At 66.4% G+C, this 23,244-nt stretch carries 23 protein-coding genes; 18 read left to right on the forward strand and 5 right to left on the reverse strand.

Going from position 1 to position 23,244, the window contains the following annotated elements; genetic code table 11:
• Nucleotides 1-12 precede the first annotated feature (12 nt).
• The 3 genes from topA to proC all read left to right on the forward strand — a co-directional run bounded on the left by topA (nucleotide 13) and on the right by proC (nucleotide 5,020).
• Nucleotides 13-2,733 (forward strand): type I DNA topoisomerase, encoded by a 2,721-nt coding sequence (gene topA / locus MNQ99_RS04240; RefSeq protein ID WP_127512903.1) that lies wholly within the window; start codon nucleotides 13-15, stop codon nucleotides 2,731-2,733.
• Nucleotides 2,734-2,821: 88 nt separating this feature from the next.
• A complete protein-coding gene (locus MNQ99_RS04245) occupies nucleotides 2,822-3,841 on the forward strand; it encodes a Ppx/GppA phosphatase family protein (protein ID WP_241914566.1) in 1,020 nt (339 codons plus the stop codon).
• Nucleotides 3,842-4,159: 318 nt separating this feature from the next.
• A complete protein-coding gene (gene proC, locus MNQ99_RS04250) occupies nucleotides 4,160-5,020 on the forward strand; it encodes a pyrroline-5-carboxylate reductase (protein WP_127512901.1) in 861 nt (286 codons plus the stop codon).
• A 76-nt stretch (nucleotides 5,021-5,096) separates the two neighbouring features.
• On the opposite strand, the gene MNQ99_RS04255 is transcribed toward proC, so the two are convergent.
• Nucleotides 5,097-5,735 carry a potassium channel family protein gene (locus tag MNQ99_RS04255; protein ID WP_127512900.1) on the reverse strand — a complete coding sequence of 213 codons (639 nt, stop codon included), beginning with the start codon at nucleotides 5,733-5,735 and terminating at the stop codon, nucleotides 5,097-5,099.
• Nucleotides 5,736-5,775: 40 nt separating this feature from the next.
• Nucleotides 5,776-7,188, reverse strand: a complete 1,413-nt coding sequence (locus MNQ99_RS04260) for a TrkH family potassium uptake protein (protein ID WP_241914567.1) — start codon at nucleotides 7,186-7,188, stop codon at nucleotides 5,776-5,778.
• Nucleotides 7,189-7,311: 123 nt separating this feature from the next.
• Here MNQ99_RS04260 and MNQ99_RS04265 point away from each other — a divergent pair, with 123 nt between their 5' ends.
• The 7 genes from MNQ99_RS04265 (at nucleotide 7,312) to MNQ99_RS04295 (ending at nucleotide 13,839) form a co-directional block, all read left to right on the forward strand.
• Nucleotides 7,312-8,514 (forward strand): acetoin utilization protein AcuC, encoded by a 1,203-nt coding sequence (locus tag MNQ99_RS04265; RefSeq protein WP_241914568.1) that lies wholly within the window; start codon nucleotides 7,312-7,314, stop codon nucleotides 8,512-8,514.
• Nucleotides 8,515-8,636: 122 nt separating this feature from the next.
• Nucleotides 8,637-9,110, forward strand: a complete 474-nt coding sequence (locus MNQ99_RS04270; RefSeq protein WP_127512897.1) for an ArsR/SmtB family transcription factor — start codon at nucleotides 8,637-8,639, stop codon at nucleotides 9,108-9,110.
• Between the two features lie 304 nt (nucleotides 9,111-9,414).
• Nucleotides 9,415-10,755, forward strand: coding sequence for an NADP-specific glutamate dehydrogenase (gene gdhA, locus MNQ99_RS04275; protein ID WP_127512896.1), 1,341 nt, complete (start codon nucleotides 9,415-9,417; stop codon nucleotides 10,753-10,755).
• A gap of 101 nt (nucleotides 10,756-10,856) precedes the next feature.
• Nucleotides 10,857-11,738 (forward strand): N-acetylglucosamine kinase, encoded by an 882-nt coding sequence (locus tag MNQ99_RS04280; RefSeq protein WP_241914569.1) that lies wholly within the window; start codon nucleotides 10,857-10,859, stop codon nucleotides 11,736-11,738.
• Between the two features lie 309 nt (nucleotides 11,739-12,047).
• Nucleotides 12,048-13,241 carry a 3-deoxy-7-phosphoheptulonate synthase gene (locus MNQ99_RS04285; RefSeq protein ID WP_241914570.1) on the forward strand — a complete coding sequence of 398 codons (1,194 nt, stop codon included), beginning with the start codon at nucleotides 12,048-12,050 and terminating at the stop codon, nucleotides 13,239-13,241.
• A gap of 127 nt (nucleotides 13,242-13,368) precedes the next feature.
• The gene (locus MNQ99_RS04290) at nucleotides 13,369-13,581 is read left to right on the forward strand and encodes a helix-turn-helix domain-containing protein (RefSeq protein ID WP_127512893.1); all 213 of its coding nucleotides are present in this window, start codon (nucleotides 13,369-13,371) and stop codon (nucleotides 13,579-13,581) included.
• A gap of 159 nt (nucleotides 13,582-13,740) precedes the next feature.
• The gene (locus MNQ99_RS04295) at nucleotides 13,741-13,839 is read left to right on the forward strand and encodes a 30S ribosomal protein bS22 (protein ID WP_003792170.1); all 99 of its coding nucleotides are present in this window, start codon (nucleotides 13,741-13,743) and stop codon (nucleotides 13,837-13,839) included.
• A 96-nt stretch (nucleotides 13,840-13,935) separates the two neighbouring features.
• Here MNQ99_RS04295 and MNQ99_RS04300 read toward each other — a convergent pair whose 3' ends face one another.
• A complete protein-coding gene (locus MNQ99_RS04300) occupies nucleotides 13,936-14,754 on the reverse strand; it encodes an HAD family hydrolase (RefSeq protein ID WP_127512892.1) in 819 nt (272 codons plus the stop codon).
• 65 nt (nucleotides 14,755-14,819) lie between these two features.
• On the opposite strand from MNQ99_RS04300, the gene MNQ99_RS04305 reads away from it, so the two are divergent.
• Both MNQ99_RS04305 and MNQ99_RS04310 read left to right on the forward strand, forming a co-directional pair.
• The gene (locus MNQ99_RS04305; protein WP_127512891.1) at nucleotides 14,820-15,077 is read left to right on the forward strand and encodes a glutaredoxin family protein; all 258 of its coding nucleotides are present in this window, start codon (nucleotides 14,820-14,822) and stop codon (nucleotides 15,075-15,077) included.
• 159 nt (nucleotides 15,078-15,236) lie between these two features.
• Nucleotides 15,237-15,935 carry a redox-sensing transcriptional repressor Rex gene (locus tag MNQ99_RS04310; protein ID WP_241914571.1) on the forward strand — a complete coding sequence of 233 codons (699 nt, stop codon included), beginning with the start codon at nucleotides 15,237-15,239 and terminating at the stop codon, nucleotides 15,933-15,935.
• Nucleotides 15,936-15,966: 31 nt separating this feature from the next.
• Here MNQ99_RS04310 and MNQ99_RS04315 read toward each other — a convergent pair whose 3' ends face one another.
• On the reverse strand, nucleotides 15,967-16,797 hold the full coding sequence (locus MNQ99_RS04315; RefSeq protein WP_241914572.1) for a hypothetical protein: 831 nt from the start codon (nucleotides 16,795-16,797) through the stop codon (nucleotides 15,967-15,969).
• A 209-nt stretch (nucleotides 16,798-17,006) separates the two neighbouring features.
• On the opposite strand from MNQ99_RS04315, the gene MNQ99_RS04320 reads away from it, so the two are divergent.
• The 6 genes from MNQ99_RS04320 (at nucleotide 17,007) to MNQ99_RS04345 (ending at nucleotide 22,698) form a co-directional block, all read left to right on the forward strand.
• A complete protein-coding gene (locus tag MNQ99_RS04320; protein ID WP_241914573.1) occupies nucleotides 17,007-17,669 on the forward strand; it encodes a histidine phosphatase family protein in 663 nt (220 codons plus the stop codon).
• A 54-nt stretch (nucleotides 17,670-17,723) separates the two neighbouring features.
• A complete protein-coding gene (locus MNQ99_RS04325) occupies nucleotides 17,724-18,338 on the forward strand; it encodes a TlpA family protein disulfide reductase (RefSeq protein WP_127512887.1) in 615 nt (204 codons plus the stop codon).
• Between the two features lie 29 nt (nucleotides 18,339-18,367).
• Nucleotides 18,368-19,129: a cytochrome c biogenesis CcdA family protein gene (locus tag MNQ99_RS04330; protein ID WP_127513022.1), complete on the forward strand. Its 762-nt coding sequence runs from the start codon at nucleotides 18,368-18,370 to the stop codon at nucleotides 19,127-19,129.
• The gene (resB, locus tag MNQ99_RS04335) at nucleotides 19,129-20,871 is read left to right on the forward strand and encodes a cytochrome c biogenesis protein ResB (RefSeq protein ID WP_422387491.1); all 1,743 of its coding nucleotides are present in this window, start codon (nucleotides 19,129-19,131) and stop codon (nucleotides 20,869-20,871) included. The genes MNQ99_RS04330 and resB overlap by 1 nt, the downstream gene beginning before the upstream one ends.
• Before the next feature lie 14 nt (nucleotides 20,872-20,885).
• The gene (ccsB, locus tag MNQ99_RS04340; protein ID WP_241914574.1) at nucleotides 20,886-21,938 is read left to right on the forward strand and encodes a c-type cytochrome biogenesis protein CcsB; all 1,053 of its coding nucleotides are present in this window, start codon (nucleotides 20,886-20,888) and stop codon (nucleotides 21,936-21,938) included.
• 178 nt (nucleotides 21,939-22,116) lie between these two features.
• Entirely contained in the window at nucleotides 22,117-22,698 is a 582-nt protein-coding gene (locus tag MNQ99_RS04345) for a dihydrofolate reductase family protein (protein ID WP_241914575.1), read from the forward strand.
• A 94-nt stretch (nucleotides 22,699-22,792) separates the two neighbouring features.
• On the opposite strand, the gene MNQ99_RS04350 is transcribed toward MNQ99_RS04345, so the two are convergent.
• Nucleotides 22,793-23,209 carry a PLD nuclease N-terminal domain-containing protein gene (locus MNQ99_RS04350; RefSeq protein ID WP_241914576.1) on the reverse strand — a complete coding sequence of 139 codons (417 nt, stop codon included), beginning with the start codon at nucleotides 23,207-23,209 and terminating at the stop codon, nucleotides 22,793-22,795.
• Nucleotides 23,210-23,244: the final 35 nt, after the last annotated feature.

Genomic DNA, 23,244 nt, shown 5'->3' on the forward strand with positions numbered 1-23,244 from the left:
CGTAGGAGCACAGTGCCAGCCAAGGCCCGCGAAAAAACCGGCAAGAAACTCGTCATCGTCGAGTCTCCGGCCAAGGGCAAGACCATCGCCGGGTATCTCGGCGAGGGTTACGAGGTCACGGCCTCCATGGGTCATATCCGTGACCTGCCCCAGCCCTCCGACCTGCCTGCTGAACTGAAAAAGACGTCGGTCGGCAAGTTTGCGGTGGACATCGAAAACGATTTCGAGCCCTATTACGTGGTGTCGCCGGACAAGAGGAAGAAGGTGGCCGAGCTCAAATCGATGCTCAAGGACGCCGACGAACTCTATCTGGCAACTGACGGTGATCGCGAGGGTGAAGCCATCGCGTGGCACTTGCTCCAGGTGCTCAAGCCCAAGGTGCCGGTGCACCGCATGACCTTCAGCGAGATCACCCGCGAAGCCCTGCAGCGCGCCCTGACCGAGGTCCGCGACGTCGACACCGATCTGGTGGACGCGCAGGAAACCCGCCGGATCGTGGACCGGCTGTTCGGCTATGAGCTCTCGCCGGTGCTCTGGCGCAAGGTCAAGGCGGGCCTGTCCGCGGGACGCGTGCAGTCGGTGGCCACCCGGCTGGTGGTGGAGCGTGAACGTGAGCGGATGGCTTTCCGAGCGGCCTCCTACTGGGACCTGCTGGCCACGGTGCAGCCCGAGGACGCTTCCAAGGGCACGGCATTCAAGGCCAAGCTGGTTGCCGTCGACGGCGGCCGGGTTGCCGTCGGCAAGGACTTCGACGATCTCGGCCGGCTGAAGGCACGCTCGGCCGTCCACCTGGACGAGGCCGCCGCCACCGGCTTGGCGGACTCGCTGCGCAGCGCCGAGTTCTCCGTCCGCGCCGTGGAGAACAAGCCCTACACCCGCCGCCCGGCCGCCCCGTTCACCACCTCCACCCTGCAGCAGGAAGCGGCCCGCAAGCTCCGGTTCTCCGCCCGCTCGACCATGCAGGTGGCGCAGAAACTGTATGAAAACGGCTACATCACTTATATGCGTACCGACTCGCCGGCGCTGAGTGACCAGGCCGTCAACGCGGCCCGCCGCCAGGCCTCGGAGCTGTACGGTCCCGAATACGTCCCGGATTCCCGCCGGGTTTACAAGGGCAAGGATAAGAACGCCCAGGAAGCCCACGAAGCCATCCGGCCCGCCGGTGATTCGTTCCGCACGCCCGGACAGGTCCGCAGCCAGTTGTCCAGCGACGAGTACCGGCTCTACGAGCTGGTCTGGAAGCGCACCGTGGCTTCGCAGATGACCGATGCCAAGGGCTCCACCTCGACGGTGCGCTTGGGCGCCATTGCCGGTGACGGCAGGGACGCCGAATTCACCGCATCCGGCACCGTGATCACCTTCCCCGGATTCCTTGCCGCCTATGAGGAGGGCAAGGACGCCGGCCGGGAGGAGGACGACGACGCCAGCGGCGGCCGCTTGCCGAACCTCGCCCAAGGCGACGCCCTGGAAGCCCAGTCGGTCGACGCCGTCGGACACGAGACCTCCGCGCCGCCGCGCTACACCGAAGCATCGCTGATCAAGACGCTGGAAGACCGCGGCATCGGGCGTCCGTCCACCTACGCCGCCACCATCTCCACCATCATGGACCGCGGCTACGTGCGCACCAGGGGTTCCGCGCTGGTGCCGAGCTGGATCGCATTCTCCGTGGTCCGGCTGCTGGAGGAACATTTCAGCGACTACGTGGATTATGACTTCACGGCGGAGCTGGAAGAGGACCTGGACCGTATTGCCCGCGGCGAGGCCAGTCGGACCGAATGGCTCTCCGGCTTCTACTACGGGGACCGCAAGGAAACCGGCCTGAACACCGTGGTCAACGACCTGGGCGAGATCGATCCCCGCCAGATCAACTCCATCGACATTGCCGACGGCATCACCCTGCGGGTGGGTAAATTCGGCCCCTATCTGGAGCGCAACGGCAACGGCGAAGGGGACGAGCCGCAGCGTGCCAATGTCCCCGACGATCTGGCGCCGGACGAGCTGACGGCGGAGAAAGCCGTCGAGCTGATGGAAACGCAGGGCCCGGGCGAGCGCGAGCTCGGCACGGATCCGGAGACGGGCCGGGCCATTGTGGCCAAGGAAGGCCGGTACGGCGCCTACGTCACCGAAGTGATCCACGAGCCGACGGCTGAGGAACTGGCCGCGCAGCCGGTGGAGTACTACAAGAACGGCAAGCCCAAGCCGCCGAAGAAGCCCGTCAAGGTCAAGCCGCGCACCGGGTCCCTGTTCAAGTCGATGAGCGTGGACACGGTGACCCTCGAGGATGCACTCAAGCTGCTGAGCCTGCCGCGTGTGCTCGGCACCGATGCTGAGGGCGCGGAAATCACCGTGCAGAACGGCCGCTTCGGCCCGTACCTGAAGAAGGGGACGGATTCGCGGTCGATCGGTTCGGAAGAGGAAATCTTCACCATCACGCTGGAGCAGGCGCTGGAGATCTACTCGCAGCCGAAGACCCGCGGTGGCCGCACCGCCGCCGCACCGCTGGCCGAGTTCGGCGTGGACCCGGTGTCGGAAAAGAACATCGTGGTCAAGGACGGCCGGTTCGGGCCGTACATTACCGACGGTGTCACGAACATTACGGTGCCGCGTTCCACCAGCCTTGAGGAACTGACGCGGGAGCAGGCCGTTGAACTGCTGGCGGAAAAGCGGGCCAAGGGACCGGCGAAGGGGCCCGCCAAGAAACCTGCCCGGCGCAAGGCAACCGCCAAGAAGTAGCCGACCGGCCGCTTCGGCAGCCTCGGCAGCTGCTGCCGAAGCGGGGTCCGGTTGCAGTGCCGGGGCAACGGCGCTGCATAATATGAGAATGCGTCTGGGCGTCCTCGACATCGGTTCCAACACTGTGCACTTGCTGTTGGTGGATGCCCACCCCGGCGCCCGTCCGGTGCCGTTCGCGTCGCACAAGCGGCCGTTGTCGCTGGTGGCCTTCCTGGACGCCGACGGCAATATCACCGAGGAAGGCCAGCAGGAACTCATCGGTTTCGTGCGGGAGGCCTGGCGGTTCGCCGGACTGCACCGTGCTGAAGACATGCTGGCCTTCTGCACCTCCGCCATCCGCGAGGCCGGCAACGGCCGGGCCGTGCTGGACCGGGTCAAGGCGGAAGCCAACGTCACGCTGCAGGAGCTGACCGGCCCGGAAGAGGCCGGCATGACCCTGGTGGCGGTCCGTCGTTGGTACGGCTGGGGTTCGGGCACCGTTCTGGACCTGGACATTGGCGGCGGTTCCTTTGAAATGGCGATGGGGCACGACGAACAGCCCGACCTGGCCGTATCGGTTCCGCTGGGAGCCGGTCGACTGACCAGGCAGTGGTTACCCGAGGACCCGCCGAGCGTGAAGAGCATCAAGGACCTGCACGCCTATATCCGTGACACCATGACGCCCGCCGTGGCGGAGTTCGCCGCCTTGGGCCGCCCGGACATGGTGGTGGGAACGTCCAAGACCTTCCGCTCGCTGGCCAGGATTGCCGGAGCCGCTCCCTCCGCGGCCGGACCCTACGTGCGGCGCGAATTGCACCGCACCGACTTGTCCCTGTGGGCCCGGAGACTGGCCGCCATGCCGGTCAGCGACCGCGTGAATCTGCCCGGGGTCTCGGCCGTGCGGGCGCCGCAGTTGTTGGCGGGCGCGATGGTTGCCGAAGCGGCGATGGAAATGTTCCGGATCGAGACCTTGCAGATCTGCCCATGGGCGCTCCGCGAAGGCCTGATCCTCAAACGCTTCGACCACCTGCTCTTCGACAGCGATGCCCCGGTCAGCCCGGTGGGCACCATGCTGGTGCAGAAGGCCGTGGAGCCGGCTCCCGCCGTCGAGGCGGTGGGAAGCCAATAAGCCAGCCCTGGCGCTAGGGGAGCCGTGGCACGTAGCGGAGGACAGTGCTGATGGAGCACAGTGCTTAAATGGCGGCGCCGGCGAACGTTGCGGTCGGTTGGGGGAGTCAACCGCTGTTCGCCGGCGCCCGGACCGGACCAGCAGATCCGGTCCATCATCACTCGCACCTTGATGAGGTCTTATAGACATTAGGGGGCGAAGTTGAGATAACCCCCTTAAGAACCTGAAAAGCAGCTGTGAGTTGTTGTCGCTGGCCGCCGAAGAGGGGAAGCCCCGCACAGCGTGGGCCGGGCTGCCCCGCGTGATTCAATGGCAGACATGACTGCTGAAGCCACTGGGACCCCATCCACCCGCCGCACCGTCTTTCTGGGCTGTGGCTCCATGAGCGAAGCCATTCTCGTGGGCCTGCTGTCCGCCGGAACACCTGCGGAGAACGTGACGGCAACAGTACGCCGCAGCGAGCGCGCCGAGGAGCTGCGTGGCCGCTATCCGGGCCTGACGGTACTGGCGGAACAGGACGACGCCGGTGCCAACGCCGCCGCTGTGCAAGGCGCAGACGTTGCGGTGCTGGGCGTCAAGCCGATGGGGATAGCCGACATGTGCCGCAGTATCGGACCTGCGTTGGATCCGACCACGGTGGTGGTCTCCGTGGCGGCGGCAGTCACTATTGCCACCATGGAAGCGGCGCTGCCGACAGGCCAGCCGCTGGTTCGCAGCATGCCCAATACGCCGCTCAAGGTCGGTCGCGGGGCCGTTGGCATCTCGGCCGGCAGCCAGGTGACCGATTCCCAGCTGGACGCCGCCCGTGCGGTGTTCGCCGGAGCCGGCACCGTCGTCGTCGTACCGGAGGACCAGCTGGACGCGGTGTCCGCGGTCAGCGGTTCCGGTCCCGCCTATGCGTTCTACCTGGCCGAGGCAATGGCTGCCGCGGGAGTGGAGCTGGGCCTGGACCCGGAGCTGTCCATGACGCTGGCCCGCGAAACGGTGGCCGGGGCAGGCATCATGCTGACGGCGCAGGACGCTGACCCGGCGGTCCTGCGACGCAATGTCACCAGCCCCAACGGAACCACGGAGCGGGCCATCGCCGCTTTCGACGCGGCGGGGCTGTCACAAATCATCGCGCGCGGCGCCGCGGCCGCCGCGGAACGGGCCGCCGAACTGTCCCGCGAACTGGCCTGAGCCAGCGAGCCTGGCCTGCCCTGGCATCGGGCCAGCCAATCGGTCCGCGCCGCGTCAGGGCAGGGTCAGGGCCGCGTCAGGGGCGGGCGGCGAAGCGCTCCAGCAGGTCCACATGGCCGGAGACAATCAGCATGTCCCGGCTGGACACCTTGGTCTCCGGGCGCGCATACGTGAAGTCTTCGCCCGGGGACTTCACACCCACCACGGTGACGCCGTACTTGGAGCGCACCTGTGACTCACCGAGCGTGAAGCCCTGGGTTTCCTTCGGCGGGTACATCTTCACGATGGCGAAACCGTCGTCGAACTCGATGAAGTCCAGCATCCGGCCGCCCACCAGGTGGGCGGCGCGGCGGCCGGCGTCGGCTTCCGGATAGATCACATGGTTGGCGCCGATGCGGGAGAGGATCTTGCCGTGCGATGGCGTGATGGCCTTGACCCAGAGATGTTCGATGCCCAGGTCCACCAGGTTCACGGTGATCAGCACCGAGGATTCGATCGACGTGCCGACTCCGACAACTGCTGCGCTGAACTCCTGGGCGCCCAGCTGCCGCAGCGCGTCGATATTCGTGGCGTCCGCCTCCACCACATGGGTCAGCTGACCCGACCACTTTTGCACCAGGGCCGGATCGCGTTCGATCGCCAGTACCTCGCGGCCCTGCCTGACCAGCTGTTCGGCCGTGGACGCGCCAAACCGGCCCAGTCCGACGACCAGCACGGGCGCGTTGTGGGCGGGGCGTTTGTTCGATGCGGACTTGTCAGCCAATGATGGGCCTCTCTTCTGGGTAGTGGAACAGCTGGCGCCGTTCGCGCAGCGCCAGCGCGGCGGCCAGCGTGATGGTGCCGACGCGGCCCGCGAACATCAGCGCGCAGAGCACGTATTTGCCCTCCGGCGGCAGTTCGGCACTCAGGCCGGTGCTCAGGCCGCAGGTGGCGAACGCTGAAATGACCTCGAACAGCACCCGGTCCAGGCTGTCGCCGGTGAGGGCCAGCAGCAGTCCGGCTGCTCCGGCCACGAAGGTGGCCCCCATGACGATCACCGAGATGGCCACCCGCATGGCGCCTTCGGGGATGGTCCGGCCGTGGATCTTCACGTCCCGGTCGCCGCGGGCCTCGGCGACGATGGCCAGGAACACGATAGCGATGGTGGTGACTTTAATGCCGCCGGCGGTCGACGCGGAACCGCCGCCGGCGAACATCAGGGCATCGGAGAACAGCATGGTGGTGGGCTCCAGGTTGTTCATGTCCACCAGGTTGAAGCCGAGCGAGCGGGTCATGACGGACGCGAACGTGGCGTGGAGGATCTTGTCCCAGACGGTCATGCCGCCAATCGTCGCCGGATTGCTCCACTCCAAGGCTCCCCAGACCAGGGTGCCGACCACCAGCAGGATCAGCGACACCTCGACGGTGAGCTTGGTGTGAAGGTTCCAGTTCTTGAACCGCCCGCCGCGCTCCAGCAGCACCATGACCACGGGGAAGCCGAGGCTGCCCAGGAACCCTCCCACCATCAGCGGGATAAGGATCCACTCGTCGGTTTCGTAGGGGACCAAACCATCGGTGTGCGGGGTGAAACCGGCATTGTTGAAGGACGAAATGGCGTAGAAGATGCCGTGCCAGGCGGCCTGGGGAAAGGATTCGCCAAGCATCAGGAAGCGGGGGAACAGTATCAGGGCCAGAATCACTTCGATGATCACCGAAGTGGTAATCACAATCCGCAGCAGCGTGCCGACCTCGCCGAGACGCCCGGCGTTGCTCATGGCTGACTGGGCGATCAGCTTGCCACGGACGCCCAACCGCTTGCTCACCATGAGTGCCAGCAGCGAGGCCAACGTCAGGGTGCCCAAACCGCCGATGAAGATGGCCAGCAGGATTACGGCCTGGCCCAGGAAAGTCCAGTGCAGGGCGGTGGAAACCACCGTCAGCCCGGTGACACAGACGGCGGAGACCGCGGTGAAAAAGGCGTCGTACAGGGGGGTGATTTGCCCGTCCCGGGAGGCGGCGGGCAAGGACAGCAGCCCGGTGAAGATCAGGATCACTGCCACGTAGACGATCAGGGCCAGCCGCGCCGGCGAGCTATTGGCGACGCTGTCGACGAAGTCGCGGAGCGTGCGCAGGAGCCAGAATCGTCCGTGCTCCCGCTCGGCCAGCCACGACGGCTGCTGTCTGGTCATTCCGATCGCTTCTGTCCGGCTCCGAAATCGCTGATGTGTTCCTTGCAGTAGTAAATCATCATTTAACCGCGCAGGGGCGGGACGAATGCGTGCGGGGCAGCGGTTTCGCGTAGCCTGTCTGTGATGTCAGCTACCCCAGTTCCCGCGGTTCCCACTCTGGCGGTGTGGAGCGATTCCCTCCTGGCGTACAATTTCGGCGCGCACCATCCCATGTCCCCCATCCGGTTGGAGCTGACCGCGCGGCTGGCCGACGAATACGCCATTTTCCACCGGCCGAACGTCACCCTGGCCGCGGCCGAGATGGCCGGGGACGCCCAGCTGGAAACCGTCCACGATCCGGCCTATGTGGCCGCGGTGAAGGCGGTCAGCGACAACCCGGCGGTGGTGGATGAAGAGCGGGGACTCGGCACCGAAGACGACCCGGCGTTCCCGGGCATGCATGCCGCCAGCGCCCTGATTGCGGGAGCCTCGCTGCAGTCCGCGGCCGCCATTCTGGACGGGTCGGCGCTGCATGCGGTCAACTTTGCCGGCGGCATGCACCACGCGGCCCGCGGCAAGGCGAGCGGATTTTGCATTTACAACGACTGCGCGCTGGCCATCCAGCACCTGCTGGACCGCGGTGTGCAGCGGGTTGCCTACGTGGACGTTGACGCCCACCACGGCGACGGCGTGCAGTCGATCTTCTACAACGACCCGCGGGTGTTGACCATCTCGCTGCACGAGACCGGCACCCACCTGTTTCCGGGAACCGGTTTTGCCAACGAAAGCGGTGGCCCGGGCGCGCTGGGCAGTTCGGTGAACGTGGCCCTGCCGCCCCGCACCGGTGATGCCGCCTTCCTGCGTGCCTTCCATGCGGTGGTCCCGCAGCTGATCAGGGCTTTCGCACCGGAAGTGATCGTCAGCCAGCATGGGTGCGACAACCATGCCCGCGACATGCTGAGCAGCCTGCGGCTGAGCATCGACGCGCAGCGGCAAATGATGCTGGACATGGCCGATTTGGCCCGCGAGGTCGCCGGCGACCGGTGGATCGCCACCGGCGGCGGCGGCTACGACGTCTTCAACGTGGTCCCGCGGTCCTGGACCCACATGCTGGCCATTGTTGCCGGCCGACCCATCCCGTTGCACAGCGAGGTGCCGCAGTCCTGGCACGAATACGTGGAGGTCCGGTACGGCCAGCAGGCCCCGCTGTACATGGGCGACGACGCCGACCTGTGGTGGCGTTCGTGGGAAGTCGGCTACGACCCGAACGACAGCGTTGACCGCACGGTGATGGCGACCCGCAAGGAAATTTTTCCGTACCACGGCCTCGATCCGTGGTTCGACTGAGCTGTCCCCGCACGGCCCCTGGCGCTGTCCCGTCCGGCTGGGTGTAACGATTTCGCCATTCCGCGCGGGACAGACCGTCGCCGGGGGTGCCTGCAGGGCATATATGCGATTAGGGTAATGGAATGGCCATCGATGACGTCTTTGCAGTAATTGCTGAAGGTACGCGCCGGGACATACTCGGCTCGCTTCGCGGCGGAGACAAAGCGGTCGGCGAACTGGTCGAAGAACTCGAAGTCAGCCAGCCGACAGTCTCCAAGCATCTGAAGGTGCTGCGCGAGGCCGGCTTGGTGTCCATGCGCGCCCAGGGGCAGAAGCGCTACTACTCGCTGCAAACCCGGCCGCTGCAGGATGTAGCCGAATGGATCATCGCTTTCGGCATTGATGTGCTGCCCGCGGCCGAACCGGTGGCCCCAGCGGTGGCGGCCGCCGTCGTCGCTCCGCAGGAGCCGGGCCATGCCGTATCCGGGCGGAGCCTGGAGGTTCCGGTTCCTGCCAACCTCAGCCGGTCGCTGGGCCAGGCCGCCAACAAGGCAACAACCAAGGCCGCGGACCTTTTTGCGCATCTGCCCAAACTGCCGCGCCGACGCCGCGGCTGAGCGCCGCCCGGCAACGGTCGGCGCCGGACGCCGGACGGTGATGACCCGCACATTCCGAGCCCCGCAGGCTGTCCCGACCGCGCGTGACCGCCCGCACAATCCGTGCCCCTGAAGGCCGGACAAGGCCTGAATTTTGGGCCTCCGCAGGTCGCTATGGCCGGTAACGCCGCCGGTCAGCGCGTTACGAGGCGCTTCGGCGATATGTCAGATGTGTTTCTTGGTTCCCGCCTCCGTATGGTTTTCTTTGTGAGGGCCTGAAGCAAGTTGAGTGCCCCAATACGTCAGCTAGGGAAGGGACGCACCCATGGATGCCCATCTGCTTGAAGTCCGCGACGAAGTCTTCCGCCGCAATCCAGGCGAAACGGAATTCCACCAGGCCGTCAACGAAGTCTTTGACACTCTGGCGCCGCTCTCCGCCCGGCACCCCGAATACACCGACGCCGCGATTTTGCAGCGGATCTGCGAGCCCGAGCGCCAGATCATCTTCCGGGTCCCGTGGATGGACGACGCCGGCAACGTCCAGATCAACCGCGGCTTCCGCGTCGAGTTCAACTCCGCACTGGGCCCGTACAAGGGTGGGCTGCGTTTCCACCCGTCGGTCTACCTGGGCATCGTCAAGTTCCTGGGCTTCGAGCAGATCTTCAAGAACGCGCTGACCGGCATGCCAATCGGCGGCGGCAAGGGCGGCTCCGACTTTGACCCGCGCGGCCGCTCCGACAACGAAGTGATGCGCTTCTGCCAGTCCTTCATGACCGAGTTGTACCGCCACATCGGCGAATACACCGACGTTCCCGCCGGCGATATGGGTGTGGGCACCCGCGAGATCGGCTACCTGTTCGGCCAGTACAAGCGCATCACCAACCGCTACGAGTCCGGCGTCCTCACCGGCAAGGGCACCGGCTGGGGCGGATCCCTGGTCCGGCCCGAAGCCACCGGCTACGGCGCCGTGCTGTTCACCCAGGAGATGCTCAAGACCCGGGGCCAGAGCTTCGACGGCCAGCGCGTGGTGATCTCCGGTTCCGGCAACGTGGCGATCAACGCCATCGAAAAGGCCCAGGAACTGGGTGCCAAGGTCGTCACGGCCTCCGATTCCGGCGGCTACGTGGTGGACGAGGCCGGCATCGACGTCGAACTGCTGCGCCAGATCAAGGAAGTTGAGCGCGGCCGCATCTCCGACTACGCCGATCGCCGCGGCGCGTCCGTTCACTATGTGTCCGAGGGCAACGTCTGGGATGTCGATTGCACCGTGGCGCTGCCCAGCGCGACGCAGAACGAGCTGGACGACAAGGCCGCCCGCCGGCTGGTGGAATCCGGCCTGATCGCCGTGGCCGAAGGCGCCAACATGCCCTGCACCAGCGAGGCTGCCTCCATCTTCCAGGAGGCGAACGTGCTGTTCGGCCCGGGCAAGGCAGCCAATGCCGGCGGCGTGGCGACCTCCGCTCTGGAGATGCAGCAGAACGCCAGCCGCGACGCATGGAGCTTCGAGTACACCGAGCAGCGCCTGACGGACATCATGGTCGGCATCCACGACCGCTGCTTCGAGACTGCCGACAAGTACGGCATGCCCGGCAACTATGTGGCCGGCGCCAACATCTCGGGCTTCAAAAAGGTTGCAGACGCCATGCTGGCGCAGGGGCTCATCTAAGCCCGCTGACCCAGCAAAGTCCTGATCACGACGACGGTGCCCGCCACTCAGGCGGGCACCGTCGTCGACTTGGTCCCGGGGCAGAACTGTAAGCTCAGTCCATGGTTCAGACACTGATCGGGCTGGATATTGGCGGCAGCAAGACGCACGGTATCCGGCTGGACGACGGCCGGGTGGCCGCCGAAGCGACAGCCGGCAGCGCCAACGTCCAGAACACCAGCCCGGCCCAGGCCGCAGCCGCCTTGTCCGAGGTGTTTGGCCGGCTCGGCGCAGCCCAGGTCGCTGCGGTCTACGCCGGGGCCGGTGGAATCGATACCGACGGCGACGCCGATGCGCTGCGTGCGCTGATTGCCCCGCTGGCTCCCGGGGCGGACATCCATGTTGTCCACGACACCCGGCTGGTGCTGGCCGCCGGACACCGGAGCACGGGAATCGGCGTGGTTGCCGGCACCGGCACATCCGTGTGGGGCATCAACGTCGCCGGCGAGGAAGCCCGCGCCGGCGGCTGGGGGCACCTGCTGGGGGACGAAGGCAGCGGTTACTGGCTGGGCCGCGAAGCCGTCCGGCATGCGCTCTCCCGGCTGGACGCCGGCCTCCCGCCGGACAGGCTGTCGGCGCTGCTGCTGGCTGACTGCGGACTGCGGAAACCCGTGGACCTGATAGCACTGTTCCACTCGCCGCAAACCGACCGGCGGTTCTGGGCGGGCAAGTCCCGGGTAGTGGTGGCCGCCGCCGAAGACGGTGAGGTGCCTGCTCAAGCGATGGTTGACCGGGCCGCGGCCGACCTTGCCGGCCAGATCCGCCTGGTGGCAGATCGGCTCGGCTTCGCCGGTCCGGTGGTCCTGGGCGGGGGCCTGGGCGTCCACGTCCGGCGCTTCCAGCGGTCGGTAGCTGCGGCGCTGGAGCCGCACGGCATCACCGACATCCAACCGCTGGACCGGGAACCGGTCTTCGGCATCGATGTCCTGGCGGGGTTGGCCTAGGCAGCATCTTTCCAGCCAGGGCAGCGAACGGGTTCAGCGGCCCGCGGGAGGCCGAGCCGCCGTCGTCATAATCGGTCATCTCGCGACGGCCGGATTTCCGGCTCCGACAGGTCCGGCGTAGAGTGCCGGTATGACGACTCGTTGGTATGCGTATTTTGCGTTGGCTCTGGAGGGGCCTGACGTAACCGCTTAGCGCGTACGCATACTAACCTTCAGAGCCAACAGGGCAGAGATGATTCTCTGCCCTTCGCCATTTCTCCGGCGGGTTCTGGATCCGAGGTCCCGCCACCAACAGACGGGACACCCACCATGAATGCAGCTGCCAACCACCTCTTGGAATCAGCCGCGCAGTCCAACGCGACGGCGCTGGGCACGGTCGACCTGGCCGGCGGACACACCACACCCCGCGGCACCAACAACCTGCGGGTGAGCAGCTTCAGCCCGCTGCCGACGCCGGTAGAGCTTATGGGGGAGCAGCCGCTGACCGCTGAAGCCGCTGCCGTCGTGGCCCGGGGCCGGGAGGAAATCCGTGCGGTCATGGACGGCGTGGACGACCGGCTGCTGGTGATCGTTGGTCCGTGTTCCATCCACGATACGGAGGCCGGCCTGGACTATGCGCGCCGGCTGGCACAGGTGGCACGGGAACACCGCGAAGAGCTGCTGATTGTGATGCGCACCTACTTCGAGAAACCGCGCACCACGGTGGGCTGGAAGGGCCTGGTCAACGACCCCCGGCTGGACGGCTCCCACGACATCGCCGCCGGGCTGCGGCTGGCACGGACCTTCCTGCTGGAGGTGGCGGAGCTGGGCCTGCCCGTGGCCACGGAGTTCCTGGAACCGATCAGCCCGCAGTACCTGGCGGACCTGGTCAGCTGGGGTGCGATCGGTGCGCGGACCACGGAGAGCCAGATCCACCGCCAGCTGGTGTCCGGCTTGTCCATGCCGGTGGGCTTCAAGAACGGAACCGACGGCGGCCTGCAGGTGGCACTCGACGCCTGCCAGGCAGCGTCCGCCGCACAGGCGTTCCTGGGCATCGACGGCGACGGGCGTGCGGCGCTGGTGGCCACCAACGGCAACCCGGACACCCACCTGATCCTGCGCGGCGGCAAGAGCGGCCCGAACTACGGCGCCGACCAGGTGGCCGCGGCGTCCAATGCCCTGACGAAAGCAGGTGTGAATCCGAGGCTGATCGTGGACGCCAGCCACGCCAACAGCGGCAAGAGCCACCACCGCCAGGCCGAGGTGGCACTGGAAATCGCGGCGCAGCTGGAAGCCGGCGGCAGTGCCATCGCCGGCATCATGCTGGAAAGCTTCCTGGTGGGCGGAGCACAAAAAATGGACGTGTCTGAAAACGCCGACGGGGCCGGGCTGGTCTACGGACAGAGCGTGACCGACGCCTGCATGGAGTGGGGCGTAACGGCCGATGTATTGGCGCAGCTGGCTGCAGCGGCCGGACATCGCGGAGGAAACGGCGCCCCGCGGACAAAGACCGTGCAGCAATAAAACCCTTAAGCTACAGTGGCCGCTTTCACTTTCGCCACAACAGCCTCTAAAGTATCTAGGAAGAGGGTTTGGGGCAGGGCAAGGCGGCACGCCGTCGTCGTTGCTTACAGTAAAGGAACAGTGCGAAATGGCTGACGAGAACAACTTCTCGAATGTGCGCTTCTTGACGGTGTCGGAAGTGGCCGCAGTCATGCGCGTGTCCAAGATGACCGTTTACCGGTTGGTGCATTCGGGCGAGATGCCCGCTGTGCGCTTCGGACGTTCCTACCGGGTGCCCGAGTCTGCCGTGGAGGAGTACCTGCGCGGCGCGGTGATTGACCGGGAAACCGGCACCGCCTGACGCCCGGGCACCGACTCCGCGGCGTCGGGCGGTCAATGACGGGTGCGCGGAAGCTGTACCCTGTTAAGGAACGTTTTACGTCATCGTCGAAAAACCGTAAGTTGGTGTGTGCCCCGCCGGGCGCCGGCAGCACGGAAACTATCAGTGAATGAGGGACTCGTGGGTTCAGTTATCAAGAAGCGCCGCAAGCGTATGGCCAAGAAGAAGCACCGCAAACTGCTTCGCAAGACCCGCCACCAGCGCCGCAACAAGAAGTAGGACCCGTTAGCGGGTTCCCTTTTCTTCCACGGTCCGTCAGGAAACTGGCGGACCGTGTGCGTTTAACGCCACGCCTGGCCGGGGGAGTGCCGGTGCTTAAGCAGCCGGCCGGCGGAATTTGCTCACGCCGCGCCAGAGCCCGTAGACCGCGCCCGCGCCGGTGGCGGCCTTGAGCCCGAGCGTGGCCGCGCGGCGTCCGCTGCGGAAGTCATAGACCGGCCAGTTGTTCTCGCGGGCGTGCCGGCGAAGCCTGGCATCCGGATTGATGGCCACCGGATTGCCCACCAAGGTCAGCAGCGGGACATCGTTGTACGAATCGCTGTAGGCCCAGCACCGCGCCAAGTCCAGGCCCTGCCGGGCAGCCAGCTCTTCGACCGCAACCGCCTTGGCCGGACCGTGCAGGATGTCCCCGATCAGTCGTCCGGTGTAGGCCCCGTTCTCGACTTCGCCGACCGTACCCAAGGCGCCGGTCAGGCCCAGCCGGTCCGCGATCACTGCGGCCACCTCCACCGGTGTGGCCGTGACCAGCCAGACCTTCCGGCCCACGCGCAGGTGCTGGTCCGCCAGCGCCCGGGTGCCGGGCCAGATCTTGGAGGCGATCACTTCGTCGTAGACTTCGTCGCCCAACTGCTTGACGTCCTCGCTCAACAGGCCGGTGGCCAGGGCCAATCCCGTGTCACGGATGGACTGGATGTCCTTCAGGTTTTCCCCGCGCATCAGGAAGCGTGCCTGCTTGAAACCGAAGCTGGCGGCGTCACGCATCCGGAAGGCGCCCCGCTGGTACATCTTGCGGGCCACGTGGAACAAGCTGGCGCCGCGCATGAGCGTGTTGTCGACGTCGAAAAAGGCCGCCTCCGTCCCCGGGTCGGCGGAGACCGAGGCTCGCTGTGCATGGCCGGCGGCGGACTTGGACATACTTCGAGTCTAACGAGGCGCCGGGGATTCCCTGTTCACCGCCGCCGACGGCTACCGTGGAAGGCATGAACGGATCCGAGGACCGCAGCCACGAATTGGTGCTGCTGACTAAACCCGGCTGCCATCTGTGCCAGGCTGCGCGGGAGACGGTGGAGCGTGTTGCGGGGGAACTCGGTGTGCCCTGGGAGGAAAAAAACATCCTCGAAGACCCGGAGCTTGAGCGCCGCTTTGCCGAAGAGATCCCGGTGGTCATGATCGACGGCGTGCAGCGGGACTTCTGGCACATTGATCCGGAGCGTTTGCGCCGCCTGCTCACGCAATAGGGCGACCGCTCCCGCGTCATCGGAATTGGAGACCGGCGCGGCGGAGCTTAATCTAAGGGGAACACCAGCCTTCGGTAGGACAACCGCCGGGGCAGCCAGGATCCGGAACGGCTGGAGACAGCCGGGACGGAGCCCGCAGCAGGCATCGGAGCGAGAACAGTGACCCACCTGACGGATACCGAGGCGGCCAAGCCTTCCGGACAGGAGATCCCGCCGGCTGCACTCGCACGCCTGACCATCTACCTCCGGGTGCTGAATTCGCTGATGGCCGCCGGCACGGAACGCATATCCTCCGAGCAGTTGGCCGAATCCGCCGGAGTCAGCCCGCCCACCTTGCGCAAGGACCTGTCCCACCTGGGGTCGTTCGGCACCCGCGGCGTGGGCTACGACGTGCGCCTGGTCAGCCAGGAGATTTCGGCCGCCTTGGGCCTGATGCATGAGTGGAAAGTGGCGATCGTCGGCGTCGGCAACCTGGGCAGGGCACTGGCCGGCTACTCCGGCTTCAGCACCAAGGGGTTCGGCGTCGTGGCGCTCTTCGACGCGGACCCGCTCGTCGTCGGGTCGGAGGTGGCAGGGCTGCAGGTCAGCCCCATCACCGAACTGGAATCCGCGCTGCGGAAGACCGGGGCCAATATGGCGGTGATGGCCGTGCCTGCCGGCGTGGCCCAAGGACTCTGCGACCGGCTGGTCGCTGCCGGCGTGATGAGCATCCTCAGCTTCGCACCGGTGGTGCTCCAGGTGCCGGCGTCCGTGCAGCTGCGCAAGGTGGACATGGCCACCGAACTGCAGATTCTGGCCTACCACGCGCAACGGGCGCAGGAAACAGAGAACAACTCCGAGTCCAGCGCCCGTCCCTAGCCTTACGTGGTGCAGCCGGCTGCGTACTGTTTTAGCGGCCGTAGATGCCGAACTTGTGGGCCTTGGTGGCCTTGAAGAACTGGTTCGACGCCGGCAGGAACAGCAGCACGATTGCCGCGATGCCCAGCAGCACGGACAAGGTGCCGAACCAGATGTTGAACAGGCCAAACAGCGACAGCGCGGCAAACACGGTGCCGGTGATCCGGGCCCAGTTCTTGCCTGCCTTCACGCCGAAGGCCACCAGCAGGTACAGCCCGACGGCGATCACCGCGGTGATGACGATGATCACTCCCGCCGTGCCGCTCATCATCTGCGAGAGCTCTGCGTCGGAGAATTGACCGCCCTGCTCACCGAGCGCCTCACGGACCGACGGATCCTGAAGCACCGCTGCCATGGTGCCATCGAGGTTCGAGAGCTCTGTCAGCATCTCGATGGCGGTCATCGCCGCCGCCGCGATGATCAGCCAGAAAGCAATGACCACTTCACGCGGTCGGGTCGGCTTGGCACCAGTCTGCGGCTGGCCGCTCGGGTAACCGTACTGACCGGGCACAGCGTTCTGGTAGCCGTACGGCTGCTGCCCGTATTGCTGGCCGTACGGAGACTGGCCCTGCTGGCCCTGTCCATAGGGCTGCTGGCCGTACTGCGGGGCGTTCTGCCCGTACTGCGGCTGGCCCTGGCCGTACTGCGGGGCGTTCTGCCCGTACTGCGGCTGGGCGGAGTCGGGCTGCGGTGCGTTTTGGCCATACTGCGGGGCATTCTGCCCGTACTGCGGCAAATTCTGTCCGTATTGAGGCTGTTGCTGGCCGCTGGGCCGGCCTTCCCCGTCACCGGGTGTGTTCGGTTCGTTCTGGGGGGTGCTCATGGCCGGATCCTTTTCATCTCATCCACTCGGGCCGGGTCTGCCGGCCGCGGAGGCTCTTGGCAGCTGTTACTGCCACACTACAATGCAGGTCAGCGCCGTGTCGGTCGCCCGGAAGGATGATTTTGTGGCCCTCCGGCCACGGAACCACCCGGACCGGCGGGCGAGGGGGGCTTTTGGGCAAACACGCCCAGTTTGAGACACTTGTACCCATGCCCGAAGCCATTGTCCATCTGCTCCGCCACGGCGAGGTCCACAACCCCGACCGTGTGCTTTATGGCAGGCTGCCGAGCTTCCGACTGTCTGAGCTGGGGCAGGAAATGGCCCGGCGCGCTGCAGACTACTTTTCCGAGCGCGGGAAAGACGGCGCCACGATCAGTTATCTGGTCGCCTCGCCGTTGACCCGGGCGCAGGAGACCGCCGGACCGACCGCGGAGGCGCTCGGCCTCGAGATTGTCACCGACGAGCGGATCATCGAAGCCGAAAACCACTTCGAGGGCCTCAGCGACATCCGCTCCCACCTGCGCGAGCCGCGGTACTGGCGGCGCCTCTACAATCCGTTCCGGCCGTCCTGGGGGGAGCCGTATGCGGCGCAGGTCGCCCGGATGCGTGATGCCATCATTGACGCCCGGCGCCAGGCAGTCGAACGCGGCGGCCCGGGGGCCGAAGCGGTCCTGGTCAGCCACCAGCTGCCCATCTGGGTCACCAGGTTGGCCAGCGAGGGTAAGCCGCTCTGGCATGATCCCCGCCGCCGGCAGTGCACGCTGGCGTCGGTGACCTCCCTTGAATTCGACGACGGGCGCCTGAGCGCGGTCCGTTATGCCGAGCCCTGCGCCGACTTGCTGCCCGGTGCGGCGAACTTGCCGGGAGCATAATAGAATTACTACGCGTTGTAGAAGTGGGATGCCCTCAACCCCACGAAGAAGAGTGTGACTGTGACTGCCGATAATCCCCGTTCGTTCAACCGCCGTACCGTGTTCAAAGTCGGTGCGGGGCTGTTTGGTGCCCTGTCGCTGGCTGCCTGTTCCGTCGAGGACCCGCTGGCCCAGCAGGCCAACGCCGGAGACAACAAGAACTACATCGCCGGCGACGGGTCGGTGACTGAGTACGCGCCCGGATCCCGCGGCGAACCGGTGCAGCTGACCGCCAAGCTCTTCGACGGCACGCCCGTCGATGCCGCCGACTGGGCCGGCCAGGTCACGGTGCTGAACTTCTGGTACGCCTCCTGTGCGCCCTGCAGGCTGGAAGCCCCGGACCTGCAGGCCCTCAGCGAGGAGTTCGCCGACGGCGCTCAGTTCTACGGCGTCAACATTCGGGACGAGCGGCCCACCGCCGAGGCCTTCGAGCGCAACTTCGGCATCACTTATCCCAGTTTCATGGACAAGGACGGCGGCATCCTGCTGGCCATGACGTCCTACGTGCCGCCGCAGGCTGTCCCCACCACGCTGGTGCTGGACAAGGACGGCCGAGTCGCCGCCCGGATCCTGGGCGTGGCGGACAAGGGCACGCTCAAGGCCCTGATCAAAGACGCAGTGGCCGCGTAGCCGTGGGGTGGGCGACGGCCTCGCTGCCGATGACCTTGGGGGGCGCCTTCGGCGACACGGTGCTGAACGGCTCCGTGCTGCTGGCCATCCCCGTGGCCATGCTGGCCGGGCTGGTCTCCTTCCTGTCCCCGTGTGTACTGCCGCTGGTGCCCGGCTACATGGGCTATGTCACCGGCCTGACCGGTGTGGACCTGGAACGCCAGCAACGCGGACGGATGTTCGCCGGCATTGGCCTGTTCGTGCTCGGCTTTTCCATCGTCTTCGTGTTCATCGGGGCGGTCTTCGGCCAGTTGGGCGCCTGGCTTAAGGGCAGCGATGCCGACTGGATCACCCAGCTGCTCGGCGTCGTCGTCGTGGTCATGGGCATCATCTTCATGGGCGGCCTGTCCTTCTTCCAGCGGGACCGCAAAATCCACTCCCGCCCGCCCGCGGGGCTGTGGGGTGCCCCGGTGCTCGGCATGACGTTCGGGCTGGGCTGGGCGCCGTGCATCGGCCCCACCTTCTCCGCGGTCCAGGCGCTGGCGTACTCCGGCGGCGCGGACGCGGCCAAGGGCGCCTTCCTGGCCTTCGTGTACTGCCTGGGCCTGGGCATCCCGTTCCTGCTGATCGCGCTCGGTGTGCGGCGGGGGATGGGCGCCATGGCGTTCTTCCGCAAGCACCGGCTGTTCCTGCAGCGGGCGGGCGGAGCCATGTTGGTAGTTTTGGGCCTGCTGATGGCCACCGGGCTCTGGGGGGACTGGGTGACGCAATTGCAGGATTGGTTTGCAAATGAAGTGAGGCTCCCGATCTGATGAGTCAGACCCCCGACGGCGCTCAGCGCCATGACGACGCCGGTGCACCCGCACCGGGCGGACCGGGCACCGGCGGCGGCAAGGGCCGTGCCGGCACCGACCGCAAGCCCAGCCGCAAGCGGGACGACGTCGCCGTTCCCGCACTGGGCTTTCTGGGCATGCTGCGCTGGGCGTGGACCCAGCTGACCAGCATGCGGACCGCGCTGTTCCTGCTGCTGCTGTTGGCGGTTGCCGCGGTCCCGGGCTCGCTGTTCCCGCAGCGCCCGGCCAGCCCCGCCGTGGTGACCCAGTACCTCACGGACAATCCGGAGGTCGGACCGTGGCTGGACCGCTTCCAGCTCTTCGATGTGTACTCCTCGGTGTGGTTCTCCGCGATTTACCTGCTGCTGTTCCTGTCGCTGATTGGCTGCGTCATCCCGCGCGCCATCCAGCACTACAAGGCCATGCGGTCGCAGCCGCCCCGGACGCCGCGCCGGCTGTCCCGGCTGCCCGAGTATGGTTCCATGGCTGTTCCGGCCGAAGCCGGCGTCTCCGCACGCTCGGCGGTCGAAGAGGCCGCCCGGCTGCTGAAGCGCCGCGGCTACCGGGTGAACGTGCGCGACGCGGACACCGACCGGCCCTCCGTCGGCGCCGAACGCGGCTTCGCCAAGGAAATCGGGAACCTGATCTTCCACACCTCGCTGATCGGCGTGCTGGTCTCCGTGGCGGTCGGCGGCCAGTTCGGTTACACCGGCCAGCGGGTCCTGGTCGAGGGCGAAACGTTCGTGAATTCGCTGATCGGCTACGACAGTTTCAACCCGGGAACCGGCTTCACCGAGGACCGGCTGGACCCGTTTTCCCTGACCCTGGATAAGTTCGAGGTGGTGTTCGACCGCGAATCGACCACCCACTACGGGCAGCCACTGGACTTCACCGCCACCATGTCCGTGCGCGATGAGCCGGGGGCACCCGCCGAGCAGCAGGTCCTGAAGGTCAACCACCCGCTGACCATCGGCGGCAGCAACGTCTACCTGATGGGCAACGGATACGCGCCCGTTGTCACCATCCGGGACGGCGACGGCAACATCGCCCACCAGGGCCCCGTCGTCGCCATTCCCAACGACGGCGCCTACACCTCCACGATGGTGATCAAGGTGCCGGACGCCAAGCCGGAGCAGCTCGGCTTCGTGGGCTTCTTCCTGCCGACTGCGATGGAAGGCGACGACGGCGTGGCCTACGGCAGCGACCCGGACCCGATAAACCCGCGGCTGTACTTGAACTCCTACTACGGCGATCTGGGCCTGGACAACGGTGATCCGAAGAACGTCTTTGTCCTGGACACCAGCAGCCTCACGGTGCTCAACGACCGCAACCAGGACAGCGGCGGCATCGAGCTCGCCGCGTACGAGACGAAGGAACTGCCCAACGGAATGGGCAGCATCACCTTTGACGGATTGGTGCGCTACGCCGCGCTGGACATCCACCACGACCCGGGCAAGCTTGGGGCACTCGTCTTCTCCTCGCTGGCGATGGCCGGCTTGGGCGCGTCGTTGTTCATCGGGCGGCGCCGCGTCTGGGTGCGCGCCGGCACCCACGAAGATGGACGCACGATGGTGGAGTGGGGCTTGCTGGCCCGCGGCGAAGACCACCGGCTGGCCCCCGAAGCTGCGACCATCAGTAAACTTCTCCGCGACCAATGGCTGACGGATCCCGGCCCACAGGCGCACAATAGCAAGAGCGCCGCCGGCGTTGACAACTCCTAAGGACACCTCTTTCCATGCGCACGATTGACCAAACATTGGCCCAGTACAGCGAGCTGTTTATCTTGCTCGGTGCGATGGCGTTCACCGTCGCCTTCATTGCCTTCTGCTGGGATTTGGCGAAATCCAGCAAGACCATCCAGGCGGTCGAAGACCGCCTGGCCGCCGAGCACGCCACGGCGGACTCGGCAGTGCTGGTCGGCGCGGCCGGAGCCACGTCAGGGTCCGCCGCAGGCGGCAGCGGTGGCGGCACAGGCAATCAGGCGCACGCGGTCGAAATGGCCCCGGACTCGATGAACTACGGCAAGGAACGCCGCGCCGCCGCGCGAATCGGTGTGGCCCTCACCGTGCTGGCAACCGTCATCCTGGCCGCTGGCGTGGTGACCCGGGGGATGGCCGCGCACCGGGTGCCGTGGGGCAACATGTACGAATTTTGCACCACGGGCGCGCTGATGGTGGCGGTGGTCTACCTGATTGCCCTGACCCGGAAGGATTTGCGGTTCCTCGGCTCGTTCGTTATCGGCCTTGTGGTGATCATGCTGATCGCTGCCACCATTGGATTCCCGACGCCGGTGGCCCACCTGATTCCCGCTCTGCAGAGCTACTGGATCATCATCCACGTCTCGGTGGCGGTGCTGGCGTCCGCGCTGTTCACGCTGACCTTCGCCATGTCCGTGCTGCAGCTGATCCAGGGTAACCGCGAGGCCCGCGGCCGCGCCGGCAAGGCGGACAAGCTGGGCTTCATGCGGCTGGTCCCCTCCGCACTGACGCTGGAGAACGCCGCCTACCGGATCAACGCGGTCTCGTTTGTTTTGTGGACCTTCACCTTGGTGCTCGGCGCCATCTGGGCCGAAGAGGCCTGGGGTCGTTACTGGGGCTGGGATACCAAGGAAGTCTGGACGTTCGTGATCTGGGTGGTCTACGCCGGCTACCTGCACGCGCGCGCCACCCGTGGCTGGACCGGCACCCGCGCGGCCTGGCTGTCGATCGTGGGCTACCTCTGCGTGGTCTTCAACTTCACGATTGTCAACGTCTTCTTCGCCGGCCTGCACAGCTACGCCGGAGTCTAGAACACAACCGGGGCGGGCCTCGCCGAAGGAAACCGTTCCCGTCTCCGTAAGGAAAGAAGGCCCGCAGCTCTGGATTTACTCAGAGCTGCGGGCCTTCTTCGAAAACCGGGGGGCATCAGCGGCGATGAGCCGCTCTTCGACGCTAATCTGGGGACACCCCAAAGCAAAGGAGAGTCCCATGGGCCAGGTGGTCATGTATAGCTCGGTGTCGGTGGACGGCTTCATCGCGGACGAGAACGACCAACCCGGACCCCTGTTCGACTGGTTGACCAGCGGCGACGTGCCGTTGGACGAGAGCGGTGAGTTGAAGGTGTCGCAGACGTCCTACGATTACACCCGGCCGTACTGGGACCAGATCGGGGCGACCGTCGTGGGCCGCCACGTCTTCGACATGACGGATGGTTGGGACGGGAAGCCTCCGGGCGGGGTCGACCACGTGGTCGTCGTGACGCACCGGCCGGAGCCTGAGGGCTGGGACCCCGAGGCGCCGTTTCACTTCGTCGACGGCGTCGAGGCAGCCGTGGCCAAGGCGCAGGAGCTTGCGGGTGACCGCCTGGTCGAGGTCGCTGCTGGCGACGTCGGTAGCCAGGTGCTTGCCGCGGGCCTGATCGACGAGGTGCGCATGGACGTCGTACCCGTTGTGTTCGGGTCCGGCAAGCGCTACTTCGGTTCGGTCCAGGCGCAGCACCTGTTGGAGGATCCTGACGTGGTGATTCAGGGCAACCGGGTGCTTCACCTGCGCTATCGGGTGCGCCGTTGACCGACCGAACTGAGCGCTGCCCACCTGCGCCGCGAGAGTCGCAGCGTGAACACCTTTCAGCAGGTCAATTCAGCACGAACCGCGAAGAGCCTGATTAGTGCGGACCGTTGTCCGGGTCGTCTTCGCTCAAGTGCCGGCCGTCATGGGTGGCGGGCTTGTCCTTGTTCCCGTGCTGCGGGTCCTCGGTTTTCTTCAGCTCCTGCTCACGCCGGTGCAATTCCTCTTCGCGCTGTTTGGCGCGGCGCTTGGCATCGAGCGTGCGCAGGAAGGCAATGTCATCGTCCGGAGCCGCCGGGCGGGGCGCTTGCTGGGTTTGCCGGCCCGCCGCGCGCGGGCGGCCCCACATGAACCACATCAGGGCCCCGATCAGCGGGACCAAGATGATGGTGAGGATCCATCCCGGTTTGGAGATACTGCGCACCTCATGGGACCTGGACCGGATGCACTCGATCAGGGCATAGATCACCACCGATAGAGCCAGTACCGCGAGCAGGACATAGAGACGGACCATGACTTAATTGTAGGTGAGCGCTGCGCTGCGGACTG

The organism is Arthrobacter sulfonylureivorans (assembly GCF_022637435.1).
In the GTDB taxonomy this organism is placed as follows: domain Bacteria; phylum Actinomycetota; class Actinomycetes; order Actinomycetales; family Micrococcaceae; genus Crystallibacter; species Crystallibacter sulfonylureivorans.

Excerpts from the sequence above, each read along its gene's own strand:
- MNQ99_RS04330 (WP_127513022.1), top strand. The coding sequence starts at position 18,368 with ATGACCTTGGGGGGCGCCTTCGGCGACACGGTGCTGAACGGCTCCGTG.
- MNQ99_RS04290 (WP_127512893.1), top strand. The coding sequence starts at position 13,369 with ATGGCTGACGAGAACAACTTCTCGAATGTGCGCTTCTTGACGGTGTCG.
- ccsB (WP_241914574.1), top strand. The coding sequence starts at position 20,886 with ATGCGCACGATTGACCAAACATTGGCCCAGTACAGCGAGCTGTTTATC.
- MNQ99_RS04265 (WP_241914568.1), top strand. The coding sequence starts at position 7,312 with ATGTCAGCTACCCCAGTTCCCGCGGTTCCCACTCTGGCGGTGTGGAGC.
- resB (WP_422387491.1), top strand. The coding sequence starts at position 19,129 with ATGAGTCAGACCCCCGACGGCGCTCAGCGCCATGACGACGCCGGTGCA.
- gdhA (WP_127512896.1), top strand. The coding sequence starts at position 9,415 with ATGGATGCCCATCTGCTTGAAGTCCGCGACGAAGTCTTCCGCCGCAAT.
- MNQ99_RS04245 (WP_241914566.1), top strand. The coding sequence starts at position 2,822 with ATGCGTCTGGGCGTCCTCGACATCGGTTCCAACACTGTGCACTTGCTG.
- MNQ99_RS04345 (WP_241914575.1), top strand. The coding sequence starts at position 22,117 with ATGGGCCAGGTGGTCATGTATAGCTCGGTGTCGGTGGACGGCTTCATC.
- MNQ99_RS04350 (WP_241914576.1), bottom strand. The coding sequence starts at position 23,209 with ATGGTCCGTCTCTATGTCCTGCTCGCGGTACTGGCTCTATCGGTGGTG.
- MNQ99_RS04315 (WP_241914572.1), bottom strand. The coding sequence starts at position 16,797 with ATGAGCACCCCCCAGAACGAACCGAACACACCCGGTGACGGGGAAGGC.
- MNQ99_RS04300 (WP_127512892.1), bottom strand. The coding sequence starts at position 14,754 with ATGTCCAAGTCCGCCGCCGGCCATGCACAGCGAGCCTCGGTCTCCGCC.
- MNQ99_RS04320 (WP_241914573.1), top strand. The coding sequence starts at position 17,007 with ATGCCCGAAGCCATTGTCCATCTGCTCCGCCACGGCGAGGTCCACAAC.
- proC (WP_127512901.1), top strand. The coding sequence starts at position 4,160 with ATGACTGCTGAAGCCACTGGGACCCCATCCACCCGCCGCACCGTCTTT.
- MNQ99_RS04260 (WP_241914567.1), bottom strand. The coding sequence starts at position 7,188 with ATGACCAGACAGCAGCCGTCGTGGCTGGCCGAGCGGGAGCACGGACGA.
- MNQ99_RS04270 (WP_127512897.1), top strand. The coding sequence starts at position 8,637 with ATGGCCATCGATGACGTCTTTGCAGTAATTGCTGAAGGTACGCGCCGG.
- MNQ99_RS04285 (WP_241914570.1), top strand. The coding sequence starts at position 12,048 with ATGAATGCAGCTGCCAACCACCTCTTGGAATCAGCCGCGCAGTCCAAC.
- MNQ99_RS04280 (WP_241914569.1), top strand. The coding sequence starts at position 10,857 with ATGGTTCAGACACTGATCGGGCTGGATATTGGCGGCAGCAAGACGCAC.
- MNQ99_RS04305 (WP_127512891.1), top strand. The coding sequence starts at position 14,820 with ATGAACGGATCCGAGGACCGCAGCCACGAATTGGTGCTGCTGACTAAA.